Genomic DNA, 17,054 nt, shown 5'->3' with positions numbered 1-17,054 from the left:
ACAAATCAATTATGGATTTAAAAGAAATTCAAAACCTAATCAAATTTGTATCTAATTCAGGCGTTGCGGAAGTAAAATTAGAAACTGGTGATATTAAAATTACCATCAGAACTACTTTAGAAGGAAATACTCCTGATATAACTTATGTGCAACAAGCACCAATGCAACAAGCTGTGCAACAATCGGCTCCAGTTCAACAAGTTGCAGCACCAGCGGCTCCTGCTGCACCTGCAGTAGATGAAAATGCAAAATATGTTACAATTAAGTCACCAATGATTGGTACATTCTACAGAAAACCAGCTCCAGACAAACCAACTTTTGTTGAAGTTGGATCTTCAATAGGTAAAGGTGATGTTTTATGTGTTGTTGAAGCAATGAAGTTGTTCAATGAAATTGAAGCTGAAATCACAGGAAAAATTGTTAAAATTCTTGTTGACGATATGTCTCCAGTTGAATTTGACCAACCATTATTCTTAGTAGATCCATCATAATTTTAAATTCCAATATTTTAAATTCCAAATCCCAAGTTTATTTCTTAGGAATTGGAGTTTGGGATTTGTTTTTTGAATTTTAAAAAAAATAAGATGTTTAAAAAAATATTAATTGCCAATAGAGGAGAGATTGCACTTCGTGTAATTAGAACCTGTAGAGAAATGGGCATAAAGACCGTGGCCGTTTATTCAACAGCTGATGCTGAAAGTTTACACGTGAAATTTGCAGACGAAGCTGTTTGCATTGGTCCGCCACCAAGTAATTTATCTTACTTGAAAATGTCAAATATCATTGCAGCTGCCGAAATTACTAATGCAGATGCAATTCACCCAGGATATGGTTTCTTGTCTGAAAATGCTAAATTTTCTAAAATCTGTCAAGAACACGGAATTAAATTCATCGGTGCTTCGCCAGAAATGATTGACAAGATGGGAGATAAGGCAACTGCAAAATCTACTATGATTGAGGCAGGAGTTCCATGTGTTCCAGGTTCAGAAGGGATTTTAGATTCTTTTGAAGATGCTCAAAAAGTTGCTAAAGAAATTGGTTACCCAGTAATGATGAAAGCAACTGCTGGTGGTGGTGGAAAAGGAATGCGCGCTATTTGGAAAGAAGAAGATTTACTAAAAGCATGGGAAAGTGCGCGTCAAGAAGCTGCAGCAGCATTCGGAAATGACGGTATGTATATGGAGAAACTTATTGAAGAACCACGTCATATCGAAATTCAAGTTGTTGGAGATTCTTATGGAAAAGCTTGCCATCTTTCAGAAAGAGATTGCTCTGTTCAAAGACGTCACCAAAAATTAACCGAAGAAACTCCTTCACCATTCATGACAGATGAATTACGTCATAAAATGGGAGAAGCTGCGGTAAAAGCTGCTGAATATATTAAATATGAAGGAGCAGGAACAGTTGAGTTTCTTGTAGACAAACACAGAAATTTCTACTTCATGGAAATGAATACTCGTATCCAAGTAGAACACCCAATAACGGAACAAGTTATTGATTACGATTTGATTCGTGAGCAAATTCTTGTTGCTGCAGGAGTGCCAATTTCGGGAAAAAATTATTTACCACAATTACATTCAATAGAATGTCGTATTAACGCCGAAGATCCATATAATGATTTCCGTCCTTCACCAGGAAAAATCACAGTATTGCATTCACCAGGCGGACATGGAGTACGTTTAGATACTCACGTTTATGCTGGATATACAATTCCACCAAATTATGACTCTATGATTGCAAAGTTGATTACAACAGCGCAAACACGTGAAGAAGCTATCAATAAGATGAAGCGTGCTTTAGATGAGTTTTATATTGAAGGAATTAAAACAACCATTCCATTTCATAGACAGTTGATGGATGAACCAGATTATGTAGCTGGGAATTATACCACAGCATTTATGGAATCTTTTAAAATGAAAGATTTACAAGAATAATACAAAAAACCATTCGAATTAACGAATGGTTTTTTTTTGAATTTTGTTTCATAAAAAAAACCCTTTCAATACTGAAAGGGTTTTTATTATCTAAAATAGTTTAGATTATGCTTCAAAAGGAATTACAGATACAAATGACTTTTCATTTGCTTTTTTCTGAAATTTCACAATACCATCAACTTTAGCATGTAAAGTATGATCGTTACCCATGTAAACATTTTCACCTGGATTGTGTTTAGAACCTCTTTGTCTTACGATAATGTTTCCAGCAATTGCAGCTTGACCACCATATATCTTAACGCCTAAACGTTTAGAATGTGATTCTCTACCATTCTTCGAACTACCGACACCTTTCTTGTGAGCCATGATGTATTGGTTTTTATAAGTTAATACTAAAATTAAACAGCTTTACCACCGTTTAATTCATCTTGTAATTTTTTTAATTCATCCATTTTACCATCAGCAGCTAATTGAGCTTGTTGCGCCCAAGTAGTTGGATCTAAATGTTGTACTTTTGAAGTAGATGCATCTAAAATTGCTTTAACTTCTTCAGCAGAAGCAGCAGCTAATTTTGCAAATGTATCAATTCCAGCAGCAACTAATGCTTCAGCAGCTTTTGGACCAATTCCTTCAATGATTACTAAATCATCACCAGATTTTTTTGCTTTTGGAGCTTTTGGAGCTTTTTCTTCAACAGCTTCTACAAGTTTTTCTGCTTTTGGAGCTTTCTCAGCTTTTGGAGCTTCAACTTTTTCTGCTTTTGGAGCCGCTTTTTTAGCACCTGTTGCAACAATTCCTTCAATAAGGATTTGAGTTAAATACTGACGGTGACCATTTCTTTTCTTGTAACCTTTTCTTCTTTTCTTTTTGAAGATAATTACTTTATCACCTTTTAAGTGTTGTAACACTTTTGCTTCAACAGAAGCACCTTCTATAGCTGGGGCGCCTAAAGTTACATTTCCATTATCGTCTAATAAAAGAACTTTGTCAAAAGAAACTTTTGAACCTTCTTCACTAGCCAAACGGTGAACATAAACCTTTAAGTCTTTGCTTACTTTAAATTGTTGCCCTGCTATCTCTACGATTGCGTACATAACAAATTGTTTAGTTAATTTTTTTAAGGTTGCAAATATACAAATAAATATTTCTCATACAACCCATTTTTAAAAAAGTTTTCACTTATAAATCAATTGATTATATATTTTCAAATTTAAAGTTAAATACTTTTTTAAGTAGGAATAAAAAAATCTATTTTTGTGTAACAGAAATTGCAATTATTACACTAATTGTACTATCAACTAAAATTTATAATAGTTTTTATGAAAAAATCTTTAATCGCTTTAAGTTCAGTGCTTATGCTTGGAGGAACAGCTCATGCCCAAAAGGTTGCTTTTGAGGAATATGACTTAGCCAATGGAATGCATGTTGTATTACACAACGATCAATCCGCACCTGTTGTTATAACTTCGGTTATGTACCACGTAGGTTCAAAAGATGAAAATCCTGAAAGAACAGGTTTTGCTCACTTTTTTGAACATTTATTATTTGAAGGAACTGAAAACATCAAGAGAGGTGAGTGGTTCAAAATTGTTACAGGAAATGGTGGAACAAACAACGCCAACACTTCTGATGATAGAACCTACTACTTTGAAGTTTTTCCATCAAACAATTTAGAATTAGGTTTATGGATGGAATCAGAGCGATTAATGCATCCAGTAATCAACCAAATTGGTGTTGATACTCAAAATGAAGTTGTTAAAGAAGAGAAACGTCTTAGAGTTGACAACCAACCTTATGGAAGTTGGATTGCTCAGGTAAAAAAGAATTTATTTAAAGTACATCCTTATCGTTGGGCAACTATTGGTTCTATGGAACATTTAGACGCAGCAACTTTAGAAGAATTTCAAGCTTTTAATAAAAAATTCTATTCTCCTAAAAATGCAGTTTTAGTAGTTGCAGGACAATTAGACATTGCAAAAACTAAAGAATGGATTCAAAAATATTTTGGACCAATTCCTGCTGGTGAAAAACCGGTTAAGCAAACATTTGTTGAAGAACCAATTACACAACAAATAAATGCTAGATATGAAGATCCGAATATTCAAAAACCAATGGTTGTTGCGGCTTACAGAACACCGTCAATGAAAACTAGAGATGCTAGAGTTTTAGACATGATTTCAACTTTATTGAGCGATGGAAAAAGTTCAAGATTGTACAAAAAAATCGTTGATGAAAAGAAAATGGCTCTTCAATTAAGTTCATTCAACTATAGCCAAGAAGACTATAGTTCTTATATGATTATCGGAATTCCTCAAGGTGAATTTACTTCTGCAGATTTAATTAAAGAAGCAGATGCAGAAATCGCTAATCTGCAAACAGAATTAATTTCTGAAAATGATTTGTTGAAATTGAAAAACAAATACGAAAATAACTATGTAAACGGAAATTCAACCGTTGAAGGTGTTGCTGAAAATTTAGCTACATATTATATGTTATATGGCGATATTAATTTAATCAACACAGAAATTGAAATCTATCGTTCAATTACTCGTGAAGAAATTAGAGATATTGCTAAGAAGTATTTGAATCCAAATCAAAGATTGATTTTAGATTATGTTCCTGCAAAAGACAAAGCTGAAAATAAATAAATTACACGAAAATGAGAAAATCACTAATCATATTATCAAGCTTGTTTTTAACTATCACTATGCAAGCACAAGACAGATCACAGCCAAAACCAGGACCAGCTCCTACTATTAACATTAAAAAACCAGTTTCATTTGTTTTACCAAACGGATTGAAAGTTTTGGTTGTTGAAGATCATAAATTACCTAGAGTTTCATTCAATCTTTCTATCGACAATGCTCCTTATGCAGAAGGCGATAAAAAAGGTGTAGATGAATTAACAGGTTCATTAATTGGAAATGGTTCTAAAACTATCAGTAAAGATGCCTTCAATGAAGAAGTAGATTTCTTAGGAGCTGATATAAACTTTAGTACAAACGGTGCATTCGCAAGTGGATTATCTAAATATTCAAAAAGAATTTTAGAATTAATGGCTGATGGTGCATTAAACCCAAACTTTACTCAAGAAGAATTTGATAAAGAAAAAGAAAAACTTATTGAGGGTTTAAAAACACAAGAGAAAAGCGTTCCTGCTGTTGCCGGAAGAGTTGAAAACGTATTGGTTTACGGAAAAAATAATCCAGCTGGAGAATATCTAACAGAGCAAACAATTAATAATGTTTCTTTATCAGATGTAAAAACTAACTATAGTACTTATTTTGTTCCAGAAAAGGCTTATTTAGTAGTTATTGGTGATGTTAAATTTAAAGACACTAAGAAATTAGTTGAAAAACTTTTTGGTTCTTGGGTTAAAGCTAAAGCACCTCAAATTACTTACAACACTCCAAGTAACGTTCAATACACACAAATTAACTTTGTGGATATGCCAAATGCAGTTCAATCTGAAATTTCTTTAGTGAACACTGTAAATTTAAAATTATCTGACCCTGATTTCTTTCCAGTTATTGTTGCAAATCAAGTTTTAGGTGGAGATTTTAATAGTTATTTAAACATGAACTTACGTGAAGCTCATGGTTGGACTTATGGCGCTCGTTCTAATGTAGGTTCAAGTAAATACATGGCTAGTAAATTTAAAGCTAACTCACAAGTGAGAAACGCTGTTACTGATAGTGCTGTTGTTGAATTCTTAAAAGAAATTAAAAGAATTAGAACAGAAAAAGTTTCAGAGCAAACATTAAATGATGTAAAAGCTGGATATGTTGGAAGATTTGTAATGCAAGTTGAAAAACCGCAAACAGTAGCTCGTTATGCATTAAACATTGAAACAGAAGGTTTACCTGCAGATTTCTATGAAAATTACATCAAAAACATTCAAGCTGTAACTGCTGATGATGTTATGAGAGTTATGAATAAATATGTTCTTGAAGATAATTTAAGAATTATTGTTACTGGTAAAGGTTCAGAGGTTATTCCTGGTTTAGAACGATTGAAAATTCCAATGTTCTATTTTGATAAATTTGGAAATCCAACAGAGAAACCAGCTATGAAAAAGCCTACTCCTGCTGGAGTTACTGTAAAAACAGTTATGGATAATTATATCAAAGCTATTGGTGGAGATAAAGCTGTTGCTGCTGTGAAAACTATTTTCTTAACTGGTTCTTCAGAAATAGAAGGTGCACCAGCACCATTATCTTATGTTGTGAAAAAAGATGTGAAAGGAAAAACATTATCTAAACTAGAATTAGTTGGAATGATGGAACTTTCTAAACAAGTTATAGGAGATATAAGCGGATATAATTCTTCTCAAGGTCAAAAGAAAGATTTAACTCCAGAAGAATTTGCTGAGAAAAAACCTTTAGCAACAACATTCGAAGAATTAGCATTAGCTAAAAAAGCTGACGTTGTTGTAGACGGAATAGAATCAATAAATGGAGTTGATGCTTATGCTATCAAAAATGGTAAAACAACTATTTACTATGATGTAAAAACAGGTTTAAAACTTTTATCATCAACAACATCTGAAAGAAATGGTCAAAAAATGACTTCTACAATTACTTTCAATGACTATAAAGATGTTAAAGGAATTAAAGTACCTCACAATATCATCATGTCTCAAGGTAGAGATATAGACATCAAAATTTCTGAAGTAAAAATCAACGAAGGTGTTACCGATGCTGATTTTCAATAATTAGGTAGAAATAATAAAGTTAAAAACCGTTTCATGTTATGTGAAACGGTTTTTTTATTTCTGAACACTGAACACTACTTTTTGCTCGACAAATAAACTCCAATCAAAATAATAAAAGCTCCAATAAATTGTATTGGTGTAAGCATTTCATTGTCTAATAATCCCCAAAAGAAAGCCACAACCGGAATTAAATAAGTTACTGAAGTAGCAAAAACTGGAGATGACATTTGAATCAATTTAAAGAAAATAATATTCGCAATTCCTGTTCCAACAACGCCAAGAATAATGATGTAAATCATCGAATTTTGAACTTCTACATTTTCTACAACAGATAAAAAGTCGGTTGATAATAATACAATCAAAGCTGGAACTAACATCACTAAAAAGTTTCCTGTAGAAATACTTAAAGGTTTAACATCGGATAAATGTTTCTTTAACAAATTCACATTCGTTGCATAGCAAATAGAAGCAATAAGAACCAAAATAGTATACCAATAATTTTGATTTGGATGATTTATTGCACCGTTTACAATCAGCAAAAGCGTTCCAATTAAACCAATGATTACACCAAAAACTTGTGTTCGTTTGAAGTTTAAGCCAAATACTAATCCACCAATAATTAAAGTGTTTAAAGGTGTTAGTGAATTTAAGATAGAACTCACGGAACTACTAATCTGTGTTTGAGCAATTGCAAAAAGAAATGCTGGAATAAATGTCCCAAACAAAGAAGTTAATGCAATATACTTCCATTGATGTTGTTTGATTTCTGTGATGCTTTTAAATCCGATTATGATTAGGAATATTGCAGAGAAAATAATTCGTAACGAACCCAATTGCATCGGCGATAAACCAACCAATCCTTTCTTGATTAAGATAAAGGAACTTCCCCAAATCAAGGCAAGAACAGTTAAAAACAACCATTTCAATGTATTTGTTTGCATAGCATTTTTTTAGCACCACAAAATTGACATAATTTTATGAATTGTCGCATAAAAAAAGTTGTAATTTTGTAAAACTAATAAGAGTCAAAAAATTAAAAACATATATACAATGAGAATTTCAAAAGGAATCGTTGGTTTAGCATTGGCATCAGTGCTTTTTGTGGGATGTAAAAATACAGATAGCAAACCAACAGAAGTTAAAGAAGAAGCTACTGCCAAAAAAGAAATTGCAGCTGCAACAAAACCTGAAACAGCAACATTTCATATTGAAGGAATGACTTGCGCAGTAGGATGTGCTAAAACTATCGAAGAAAAATTAGCCGAAATGGATGGCGTTCAAAATGCAAAAGTAGATTTTGAAACAAAAACGGCTACTGTAAATTTTGATTTAGACAAATTAAAATCAGAAGATTTAGTAAAAGCAGCAGAATCTTGCGCTGATGGTAAAACCTATAAAGTTTCTGATGTAAAACTTGGAAATAAAGCTTAAATTTAAATAGCATTGTCACAAGAAAACCGCTACAATTAAAGTTGTAGCGGTTTTTTAATGCTGAATTAATAATTATTTTGGCATAACTACGCTATCAATAGCGTGAATAACACCATTTGAAGCAGCAACATCAGCAATAACAACTGTTGAAGTTTTACCGTTTGCATCTGTTAAAGTAACTTTACCATCTTTTAAACCTAAATCAATTTTTCCGCCTTGTACTGTTGTAACTGTAAATTTCCCTTTTCCTTTAGTTATAGCTTCTGTAACCGCAGCAGCATCAAATTTTCCTGCAACCACATGATACGTCAACAAACCTTTTAATTTTTCTAAATTCTCTGGTTTCAATAAACTATCAACAGCTCCTGCAGGTAATTTATCGAAAGCGGCATTTGTTGGAGCAAATACTGTAAAAGGACCTTCACTACTTAAAGTTTCTACAAGACCTGCAGCTTTAACAGCAGCAACCAATGTTGAAAAATCAGGATTTCCTAAAGCCACATCTACAATTGTTGAAGCAGTTTCAACTTTAGTTGTGTCAGCTACAACTTCAGTTGTGTCTGTTGCAACATCAGTAGTTTCTCCTTCTTTTTTCTTACCATCACACGAAATAGAAATCGCAGCAATTACTACGATTGTACTAATTTTTTTTACTAAGTTCATTTTTGTTTTTTTTATGTTAGTTGTAAAGATAAGTTAATCTTTATTTTGTTCAACCTTTTTAACAATATATTAAACAAAGTTTAATATAGAAAACAAATTGAAAACCAAACAATTAAAAAATTACTTCCACTTCAACGATTCCATCAAATTTTGCATATCATTTTTAATGTAATCTGCAGCTGGCATTATCGAATCATAGTTGGGTTTGGCATAAAAATAAACCGAACCTGTCAAGAAATGTTTTGTGCTATCGGTTACGTAAAATTGTGAGTTAGTTGCAGCATTTCCTCCAACACGATAAAACATACCGTACACTTTCTTTTCATCATTTATAAAAGGTTGTTCTAAGATGTCGTCGGCTTTAATAACGTGTTCGTAAGTTAGTTTTTGAGCATCACGCAGCAGTTTGTCAATGTTACCATTTACAGATTTATAAGTTAAATAAATCGTTGCTTTCATCTTCGGATAAGTTATCGTAAAACCACAATCAGTTTTTTCTTTTATTACAGCTTCCGAATTGATATTGAAGGTAAACGGACAATGATTTTCAAAAGCAGCATATTCTGCCACAGGATAATCTAATCGCAATTGGCTTGATGGTTTTGGCAAAACATCGTCTTTACAGCTTGTAAATAGTAATCCTGTAAAAACCAATGTTAATCCTACTATATAATGAAATGGTTTACGCATCAATGGTAACTTTTATTTGTTTAACTCGTTTTTTATCAACTACTTCTATGGTAAATAGGCAGTTTTCAAATTGTATTTTTTGTCCTTTTTTTGGAAAATTCCCTAATATTTCTAAAATAAATCCGGCTAAAGTTTCGGCTTCTCCTTTTCTTATTTCAAATAAATCTTCGTCAACATCAATAATTCTGTAGAAATCTTTTAGGTTAATTTTACCTTCAAATAAGTAATTTCTATCATCTATTTGAGAAAAATTAATATTCTCATCGTCAAATTCGTCACTAATATCACCTACAATTTCCTCAATAACATCTTCTAAAGACACAATTCCTGACGTTCCGCCATATTCGTCAACCACAATTGCTAAATGACTTTTCATGCCTTGAAAATCTTTCAATAAATCATCAAGTTTCTTATTTTCAGGAACAAAAAAGGGTTCACGAAGTAATGTTTTCCAATCAAATTCTTTTTTGTTAATATGTGGAATCAAATCCTTAATAAACAAAACGCCTTCTATGTGGTCAATATTGTCTCTGTAGACTGGAATTCGAGAATATCCTTTTTCAACAATCTTTGGAAAAATTTCTGCAAATGTTTCTTCAATGTCTAAAGCAAATAAATCAATCCTCGGACTCATGACTTGTTTAGTATCAGTATTTCCAAAGGAAACGATGCCTTCCAATAGTTTTTGTTCTTCTTGGGAAGTATCATCTGAAGAGGTTAATTCTAAAGCTTGTGATAATTGATCAACGGAAAAATTGGTTTTTTGTTTGCCTAATTTCTCTTGAATAAAGTTGGTTATTGAACGTAAAGGTATGCTCACAGGCGACAAGACTTTATCTAAAATCGAAATAGGATAAGCAATAAAACAGGCAAATTTTACATTGTTTCTATTGGCATAAACTTTCGGCAAAACTTCTCCAAAAAGTAAAAGTAAAAATGTAACCAAAACAACTTCAACTATAAATTTTAGAAGAGTTGATTCAATTACTGAAAAAACGCTATTTAACGAGTAAGAAAAAAGAATTACAATACCAATATTGATAAAATTATTAGCCACCAATATTGTTGCCAATAATTTTTTTGGTTTGGCAAGTAATTCTGAAATTACTTTGGCTGTTGAAGAATTTTTTTTTGACAATTCGTCCAAATCGGTTTGATTTAGAGAAAATAATGCTACTTCTGATCCTGAAATCATCGCAGAGCAAAAAAGCAAAATTATAATTCCAATGATGCCAAAAAGCATGTTGGTGTCAACGGTAGAAAATAATGTAAAACTGGGCTCTGGGTCCAAATTAAATTAAATTAGTTAAACATAATTAATAAGGCATGTCGTTTTCGATAGCCGAATTAGGTGCGTCAAAGTTACCGCTTTTAGGTTCAGATCCTGAAATTTGTTTATTGCCTTCAGTATCTTTTTTCACATTCAAAAAGGTAAATTCTGTAACTTGAATTTCTGTAGTATATTTTGTTGAACCATCTTCTGCTTGCCATTGGCGCGATTTGATTCTGCCTTCAACATATATTTTATCACCTTTCGTAAGGTATTTTTCACAAATTTCGGCAGCTTTATTTCTAACTACAAGATTGTGCCACTCCGTAGAAGTGATTTTTTCGTTGGTAGATTTATTGATATAAACTTCATTAGTCGCCAATGGAAAACGCCCAATGCAGTTTCCTCCTTCAAAATAATGCATCTTAATATCGTCACCTAAATGACCAATTAGCATAACTTTATTCAATGTTCCGTTCATAATTCAATAATTTGAGAAATTCAAAATTACAAATTAAATAGAATATTTCTCAATAAAATTATAAATTACTATCGGAAATGGATAATTTCTTAAGGAATTCAAGCTAATTCCATTCATTAATTTATTTGAAACTTCAACTTTATAAAAATTAATATGCAGTTTTTGATGTGATAATTTGTGAATAATCTGATTATCATTATAAATTGAAATGTCTTTAATTTCTAAATCAGAATAGTTTTCATGGACTAACTTAGACAAAACATCAAAATCCATTTCATTTTCAGTTTCAATTATCGGAAATTCATATAAGTTGTGCCAAATTCCCTTTTCAGTTCTTTTATTGATTAATGTTGTTTCAGAATCATCTAAGAAAATCAAATAGTTAAAAAACTTATCGGTAACTTTAGTTTTCTTCAATTTTACAGGAAGTTCAGCAACCTTTTTCTTTTGTAAAGCAGCACAACTACTATTAAAGATACAAATTTCACAATTAGGATTTTTAGGAACACATTGCAAAGCTCCAAATTCCATGATTGCCTGATTGAATAGTGCTGGATTATCATTCGGAATCAATTCTTTCGCCAAAGCAGTAAATTCTTTTCTAGCCGAACTCGAAGCAATATCGGTTTCAACATCAAAATATCTTGCTAAAACCCTATAAACATTTCCATCAACTACTGGAACAACTTCGTTGAAGGCAAAAGATGCTATTGCAGCAGCAGTATATTCGCCAATTCCTTTAAGTTTTAATAAGTCATTATAGTTATTTGGAAAATTTCCGTTGAGGTCAAAAGCTATAATTTGTGCAGTTTTGTGCATGTTTCTTGCTCGTGAATAGTACCCCAAACCTTGCCAAAGTTTTAAAATTTGCTCTTCATCGGCTTTTGCCAAATCAAAAACAGTAGGAAAAGCTTCCATAAACGATAAAAAATAAGGCATTCCTTGTGCTACACGAGTTTGTTGTAACATAATTTCAGACAGCCAAATAGGATAAGGGTTGTTGGTGTTTCGCCACGGTAAATCGCGTTTATTTTGTAAATACCAATGCAATAATGAGTTAGAAAATTCCATATAAATTTTAAGATTAACAAAAGTATAACTTTATGTAATTAAATTTTAATCAATTATCCTTGAAATATTGTTTTTTTAATTCCTATATTTGCACTCTCAAAAAAAATACACATAATTATTAAATACGAAAGAAAATGACGAAAGCAGACATCGTAGCGAAAATTTCAGAAAAATTAGGACTTGAAAAAGGTGATGTTCAATCAACGGTTGAAGCATTAATGGAAGAAGTAAAAACTTCTTTAGAAAATGGAGATAACGTTTATTTAAGAGGTTTCGGTAGTTTTATCATCAAAACTAGAGCTGAAAAAACTGGTAGAAACATTTCAAAAAATACTACAATTAAAATTCCTGCTCACAATATTCCTGCATTTAAACCTGCAAAAGTATTTGTTGAAGGAGTAAAAACTAAAACTGAAGTAGCAGTTTAAAAACTTATTTATTAATCACAAAAAATCAACCTATGCCAAGCGGTAAAAAAAGAAAAAGACATAAGGTAGCGACGCACAAACGTAAAAAAAGAGCGAGAGCTAACCGACACAAAAAGAAAAAGTAGTTTTAAACTACTTTTTTCTTTTTAAACGTTCATTGAAAATGAAGATTAGTAATCAGTATTCAGTCACAGTAAGCAGTCTGCTAACTGAAAACTGCTACTGCCAACTAAAATTCACCGGGTAAAAACCTGTAAAAAATGTTTAATCCATCCTAACATTTCAGTTGCGAGTTGAAAGTTGAAAGTTGCGAGTTGAAAAACCCGAAACCCGAAACCCGAAACCCGAAACCAAAAAGTTTGGATAAAAATTTACAACATGAATAAAGAATTAATCATTCGCAAGGATGACAATGCTGTAGATTTTGCCTTATTAAAAGATGGAAAACTAATTGAATTACACAAAGAAGAAGAAAAAAAGAACAGTTTTGCTGTAGGTGATATCTTTATTGCCAAAATCAGGAAACCTGTTGCCGGATTAAATGCTGCTTTTGTAAATGTTGGCTACGAAAAAGATGCCTTTTTACATTATCATGATTTGGGTCCGCAGTTAGCTTCTTATTTGAAATTCATTAAACTTGTAAGCGCAGGTAAAATAAAAGATTTCTCCCTAAAAAACTTTCAGTTTGAAAAAGAGATTGATAAAGATGGTGCCATTTCAGATATTCTGAGCGCCAATCAATCTGTTTTAGTGCAAGTGGTTAAGGAACCAATTTCTACCAAAGGACCAAGAATTAGCTCTGAGCTTTCTTTTGCTGGTAGGTATTTAGTTCTTGTCCCTTTTTCTGACCGAGTTTCTGTTTCTCAAAAAATAGAAGACAAAGCCGAAAAAGACCGATTGAAAAAATTGGTACAAGCTGTCAAACCAAAAGGTTTTGGTGTTATTGTGAGAACAGTAGCAGAAGGCAAAAAAACAGCCGAACTAGAAAAAGATTTGCAAAACCTAAACGATAGGTGGCTTGCAATGTGTAAGAAATTACCAACTGCTCATCATCCTTCTAAAGTGTTAGGAGAACTTAACAAAGTTTCTTCAATGCTTAGAGATATTTTCAACGATACTTTCACAGGTATTCAAGTAGATGATGAAGAGTTGTACCAAGAAACGAAGGACTATATAGCCGAAATAGCACCTTCAAAACAAAATATGGTGAAGCTTTATCAAAATAAAGATCTTCCTATTTTTGAGAAATATCATATAGAGCGTCAAATAAAAACCTCATTCGGGCGAACAGTTTCCATGAGTAAAGGAGCTTATTTGATTATAGAACATACAGAAGCGCTTCACGTTATCGACGTAAACAGCGGAAACCGTTCTAACAAGGCAACCAATCAGGAAGATACTGCTCTAGAAGTGAATATGATTGCCGCAGCAGAAATTGCACGTCAGTTAAGACTTCGCGACATGGGCGGAATTATTGTTGTCGATTTTATCGATATGCAAAATCCTGAAAACCGTCAAGTGCTATACAATTTCTTGAAAGAAGAAATGGAAGATGATAAAGCCAAACACAAGATCTTACCACCAAGTAAATTTGGATTAGTTCAAATTACTAGACAAAGAGTAAGACCAGAAGTAAATATTGAAACAAGGGAAGAAAATCCTAATAATTTGAGTAGCGATGTAGATGCGCCAATCCAAATTATAGATAAGATTACTTTTTCACTTGAAAAAATTATGAAAGACCACAAGAAAGTAAAACTTAATGTTCATCCTTTCGTGGCAGCATACCTTAAAAAAGGTTTTCCATCAATACGTTCAAAGTGGTTCTTTGAACATAAAAAATGGGTGAAAATCATACCTCGTGACGCTTACACGTACCTAGAATATCATTTTTTTGATAATCAAGGAAAAGAAATTAAATAAGAAAAACCGCCTTTCGTAAGATTGGCGGTTTTTTTGTGCTTTTTATTTTCGAATTAAATAAGTTAATCCCTCACAAACTCGACCTTTCTATTAATTTCATTACCAAATTCATCTACAACCGTGATGTAATGAAAACCGGTGTTGGCTTCAATTTGCATTTCGTGAAACGTTTGGGTTTCGCCTTTGTAAACGTTGTCAACATACCAAAAAAGTTTGGCTTCTTTGTTGGAATGCGCTACTTTTAGAATTACAGGTTGTACCTTACTTTGAAAGTTTTTGGTGAGATAAATTTTGCTGTTCGTTTTTGGGTAAATAAAATCCATTGACACTTGTTGCGTTTGTTGACAATCGGTGCGAAATGGTGGCAATGGCATATAATCTATATGCTGACTTTTGTAATACCATTCCATAACTGACGGTAAAACAAACCATTTTTTGGTGACAATATTATCTACATTTTCACAACTGCTGTTTACTCGATATTGTTGTGAGGCATCCAAATGCACCAATTTATGATACGGACAAATACTGGTTTTTTTACCGTTTTTAGGAATCAGCTGATTCGTTTTCGGGCAATCATCTTGTGCTAAATGACCACTTTTGGTACAAACATCGGCATATTCTAAATCATTTAATGGCGGACTGAAGAACGCTTTTCGTGGCAATAAATTAAAAACATCAAATAATATTGGAGCTGCGCTATCAACGCCTGTCAATTGTGGTCGTCCTTCACCTGAAGCATTTCCAACCCAAACGCCAACGACATATCTCGAATTGGTTCCAATTGCCCACGCATCACGATTTCCAAAACTGGTTCCTGTTTTCCAAGCAATATCTAATGACGAATCGTAAAAACGCCAAGCTTCATCGCCTTCAGGTCGATTAACTTCTTTCATAGCGTTGTAAGTCAAGTAAATAGAACCTGCTCCAAGTATGGGTTTTTGGTTGGTTTCATTGCCATAATCTTGTTCAAATCCGTTTGTGTAATTCAACTCGGTAAATTCTTTATTTCGGTATTTTCCTTTAGTTTTATTGAAATGATTTACGGTTGAAGATAAATTAGCATACGTTCTACACAAATCCCAAAGATTACTTTCGGCACCACCAAGAATGAGCGATAATCCATAATGATCTGGTCGTTTATTGATGTTTTTCAGTTGGAATTTTTGTAGTAATTCATAAAAATTATTCACGCCGTGTTCTTGCAACATCAAAACTGCCGGAATATTCAACGAACGCGACAAAGCTCGTTGTGCCGGAACTGCGCCATCAAAAGTCAGATTAAAATTCTGCGGTGCATAACCCGAAATTTGTGTTGGAATATCAGCAACCAAAGTATTAGGAAGAAGTTCGCCCGAATCTAACATCGATGCATAAAGCAAGGGTTTCAAAATACTTCCAGTGCTTCTCGGTGCCGAAATAATATCAACATCTTTGTCGTGATCTTTATCTGTTGGAGCATTTCCTACATAGCTAATTACGTTTCTGTTTTGAATATCAATTACCATAATTGCCAAGTTGTGAACTTCATTTTGCTTATATTGATTGTAATAATATGCAGCAATATGATTTACACGATTTTGCAACGAAATATCAACTGTAGTTTTGATACGTTTTCCTTCGTCAGATTTTGCAACTCGCTGCAATAAATGAGGTGCAATTTGCGGAACATTATAAGGTTTTTGAGGCAACGGTTCTTCAATTGATAACTGATACGTCATTTTATCAATAACTTTTTCGTTGTATAATTTCAATAAAAGAGTATTGCGTTTTTTGAGTAATTTCTGTTGATTTTTACCAGGATAAATTAAACTTGGAGCATTCGGTAAAACAGCCAAAGTAGCCGTCTCTGCCCAAGACAATTGATGAGATTGAACACCAAAATAACGCCAAGACGCCATTTCGAGTCCAACAACATTTCCGCCGTAAGGTGCGTGTGCCGCGTATAATTCTAAAATTTTTTCTTTAGAATGACGAAATTCTAATCGAGTGGCAAGAATAATTTCGATTACTTTTTCAAAGTAGGTACGTTTTTTATTTTTACGAGACAAACGAATCACTTGTTGTGTTAAAGTACTTCCGCCACGAACAACTTTTCCTGCGCTTTGATTTTGTTGAATAGCTTTGACCATCGCCACAGGATTAAAACCCCAATGGTAATTGAAATGTTCGTCTTCAAAATAGACAATACATTTTTTAAATTTATCAGGAATACTATCTTTTGAAGGAAAGCGCCATTGCCCATCGCGAGCAATTTTGGCAGCTAATAATTCGCCATCACTACTTTCAATAACGGTAGAATAAGGTTCTTCAAAAAGTGTTCTTGGCAGAGAAAAATAGTAAACTACAAGAAGAATAAATGCAATTGCAGATTTCTTTTTGTTGGTTTTAATGTATTTTAAAATGCGTTGAAGAAACGCTTGGAGTTTTTGTTTCATTTTTGTTTTAA

At 32.8% G+C, this 17,054-nt stretch carries 16 protein-coding genes; 7 read left to right on the top strand and 9 right to left on the bottom strand.

Features of this window, described 5'->3' with window-relative positions; genetic code table 11:
- The first annotated feature begins 11 nt into the window (after positions 1 to 11).
- A complete protein-coding gene (gene accB / locus ABD766_RS05045) occupies positions 12 to 491 on the top strand; it encodes an acetyl-CoA carboxylase biotin carboxyl carrier protein (protein ID WP_298305575.1) in 480 nt (159 codons plus the stop codon).
- Between the two features lie 93 nt (positions 492 to 584).
- Positions 585 to 1,934: an acetyl-CoA carboxylase biotin carboxylase subunit gene (gene accC, locus ABD766_RS05040; protein ID WP_298305577.1), complete on the top strand. Its 1,350-nt coding sequence runs from the start codon at positions 585 to 587 to the stop codon at positions 1,932 to 1,934.
- 105 nt (positions 1,935 to 2,039) lie between these two features.
- Here accC and rpmA read toward each other — a convergent pair whose 3' ends face one another.
- Both rpmA and rplU read right to left on the bottom strand, forming a co-directional pair.
- Positions 2,040 to 2,300, bottom strand: coding sequence for a 50S ribosomal protein L27 (gene rpmA, locus ABD766_RS05035; protein WP_298305579.1), 261 nt, complete (start codon positions 2,298 to 2,300; stop codon positions 2,040 to 2,042).
- A 32-nt stretch (positions 2,301 to 2,332) separates the two neighbouring features.
- On the bottom strand, positions 2,333 to 3,028 hold the full coding sequence (gene rplU / locus ABD766_RS05030) for a 50S ribosomal protein L21 (RefSeq protein WP_344815649.1): 696 nt from the start codon (positions 3,026 to 3,028) through the stop codon (positions 2,333 to 2,335).
- A 225-nt stretch (positions 3,029 to 3,253) separates the two neighbouring features.
- Here rplU and ABD766_RS05025 point away from each other — a divergent pair, with 225 nt between their 5' ends.
- Positions 3,254 to 4,582 (top strand): M16 family metallopeptidase, encoded by a 1,329-nt coding sequence (locus ABD766_RS05025; RefSeq protein WP_344815648.1) that lies wholly within the window; start codon positions 3,254 to 3,256, stop codon positions 4,580 to 4,582.
- 11 nt (positions 4,583 to 4,593) lie between these two features.
- Positions 4,594 to 6,648: an insulinase family protein gene (locus ABD766_RS05020; RefSeq protein ID WP_344815647.1), complete on the top strand. Its 2,055-nt coding sequence runs from the start codon at positions 4,594 to 4,596 to the stop codon at positions 6,646 to 6,648.
- Positions 6,649 to 6,722: 74 nt separating this feature from the next.
- Here ABD766_RS05020 and ABD766_RS05015 read toward each other — a convergent pair whose 3' ends face one another.
- The gene (locus tag ABD766_RS05015) at positions 6,723 to 7,589 is read right to left on the bottom strand and encodes a DMT family transporter (RefSeq protein WP_344815645.1); all 867 of its coding nucleotides are present in this window, start codon (positions 7,587 to 7,589) and stop codon (positions 6,723 to 6,725) included.
- A 109-nt stretch (positions 7,590 to 7,698) separates the two neighbouring features.
- Between ABD766_RS05015 and ABD766_RS05010 the strand changes: the two genes are divergently transcribed.
- Complete coding sequence (locus ABD766_RS05010; protein ID WP_298304312.1) at positions 7,699 to 8,079, top strand: heavy-metal-associated domain-containing protein; 381 nt, start codon at positions 7,699 to 7,701, stop codon at positions 8,077 to 8,079.
- 72 nt (positions 8,080 to 8,151) lie between these two features.
- Here ABD766_RS05010 and ABD766_RS05005 read toward each other — a convergent pair whose 3' ends face one another.
- The 5 genes from ABD766_RS05005 to mutY all read right to left on the bottom strand — a co-directional run bounded on the left by ABD766_RS05005 (position 8,152) and on the right by mutY (position 12,254).
- Positions 8,152 to 8,742 (bottom strand): fasciclin domain-containing protein, encoded by a 591-nt coding sequence (locus ABD766_RS05005; protein ID WP_344815644.1) that lies wholly within the window; start codon positions 8,740 to 8,742, stop codon positions 8,152 to 8,154.
- Between the two features lie 120 nt (positions 8,743 to 8,862).
- Positions 8,863 to 9,432, bottom strand: coding sequence for a gliding motility lipoprotein GldD (gldD, locus tag ABD766_RS05000; protein WP_344815643.1), 570 nt, complete (start codon positions 9,430 to 9,432; stop codon positions 8,863 to 8,865).
- The gene (locus ABD766_RS04995; protein WP_344815642.1) at positions 9,425 to 10,723 is read right to left on the bottom strand and encodes a gliding motility-associated protein GldE; all 1,299 of its coding nucleotides are present in this window, start codon (positions 10,721 to 10,723) and stop codon (positions 9,425 to 9,427) included. The genes gldD and ABD766_RS04995 overlap by 8 nt, the downstream gene beginning before the upstream one ends.
- 25 nt (positions 10,724 to 10,748) lie before the next feature.
- On the bottom strand, positions 10,749 to 11,183 hold the full coding sequence (locus ABD766_RS04990; RefSeq protein ID WP_298304305.1) for a single-stranded DNA-binding protein: 435 nt from the start codon (positions 11,181 to 11,183) through the stop codon (positions 10,749 to 10,751).
- A gap of 33 nt (positions 11,184 to 11,216) precedes the next feature.
- The gene (gene mutY, locus ABD766_RS04985; protein ID WP_344815641.1) at positions 11,217 to 12,254 is read right to left on the bottom strand and encodes an A/G-specific adenine glycosylase; all 1,038 of its coding nucleotides are present in this window, start codon (positions 12,252 to 12,254) and stop codon (positions 11,217 to 11,219) included.
- A 134-nt stretch (positions 12,255 to 12,388) separates the two neighbouring features.
- On the opposite strand from mutY, the gene ABD766_RS04980 reads away from it, so the two are divergent.
- Positions 12,389 to 12,682, top strand: coding sequence for an HU family DNA-binding protein (locus ABD766_RS04980; protein ID WP_035127849.1), 294 nt, complete (start codon positions 12,389 to 12,391; stop codon positions 12,680 to 12,682).
- Positions 12,683 to 13,060: 378 nt separating this feature from the next.
- Positions 13,061 to 14,605, top strand: a complete 1,545-nt coding sequence (locus ABD766_RS04975; RefSeq protein WP_298118363.1) for an Rne/Rng family ribonuclease — start codon at positions 13,061 to 13,063, stop codon at positions 14,603 to 14,605.
- A gap of 62 nt (positions 14,606 to 14,667) precedes the next feature.
- On the opposite strand, the gene pbpC is transcribed toward ABD766_RS04975, so the two are convergent.
- The gene (gene pbpC, locus ABD766_RS04970; protein WP_344815639.1) at positions 14,668 to 17,043 is read right to left on the bottom strand and encodes a penicillin-binding protein 1C; all 2,376 of its coding nucleotides are present in this window, start codon (positions 17,041 to 17,043) and stop codon (positions 14,668 to 14,670) included.
- Between the last annotated feature and the right edge of the window lie 11 nt (positions 17,044 to 17,054).

The sequence above is a fragment of the Flavobacterium cheonanense genome (genome assembly GCF_039539185.1).
Classification (GTDB): Bacteria; Bacteroidota; Bacteroidia; order Flavobacteriales; family Flavobacteriaceae; genus Flavobacterium; species Flavobacterium cheonanense.
Note: the sequence above shows the minus strand (reverse complement) of the source record. Positions and strands in the feature narration are given on the sequence as shown.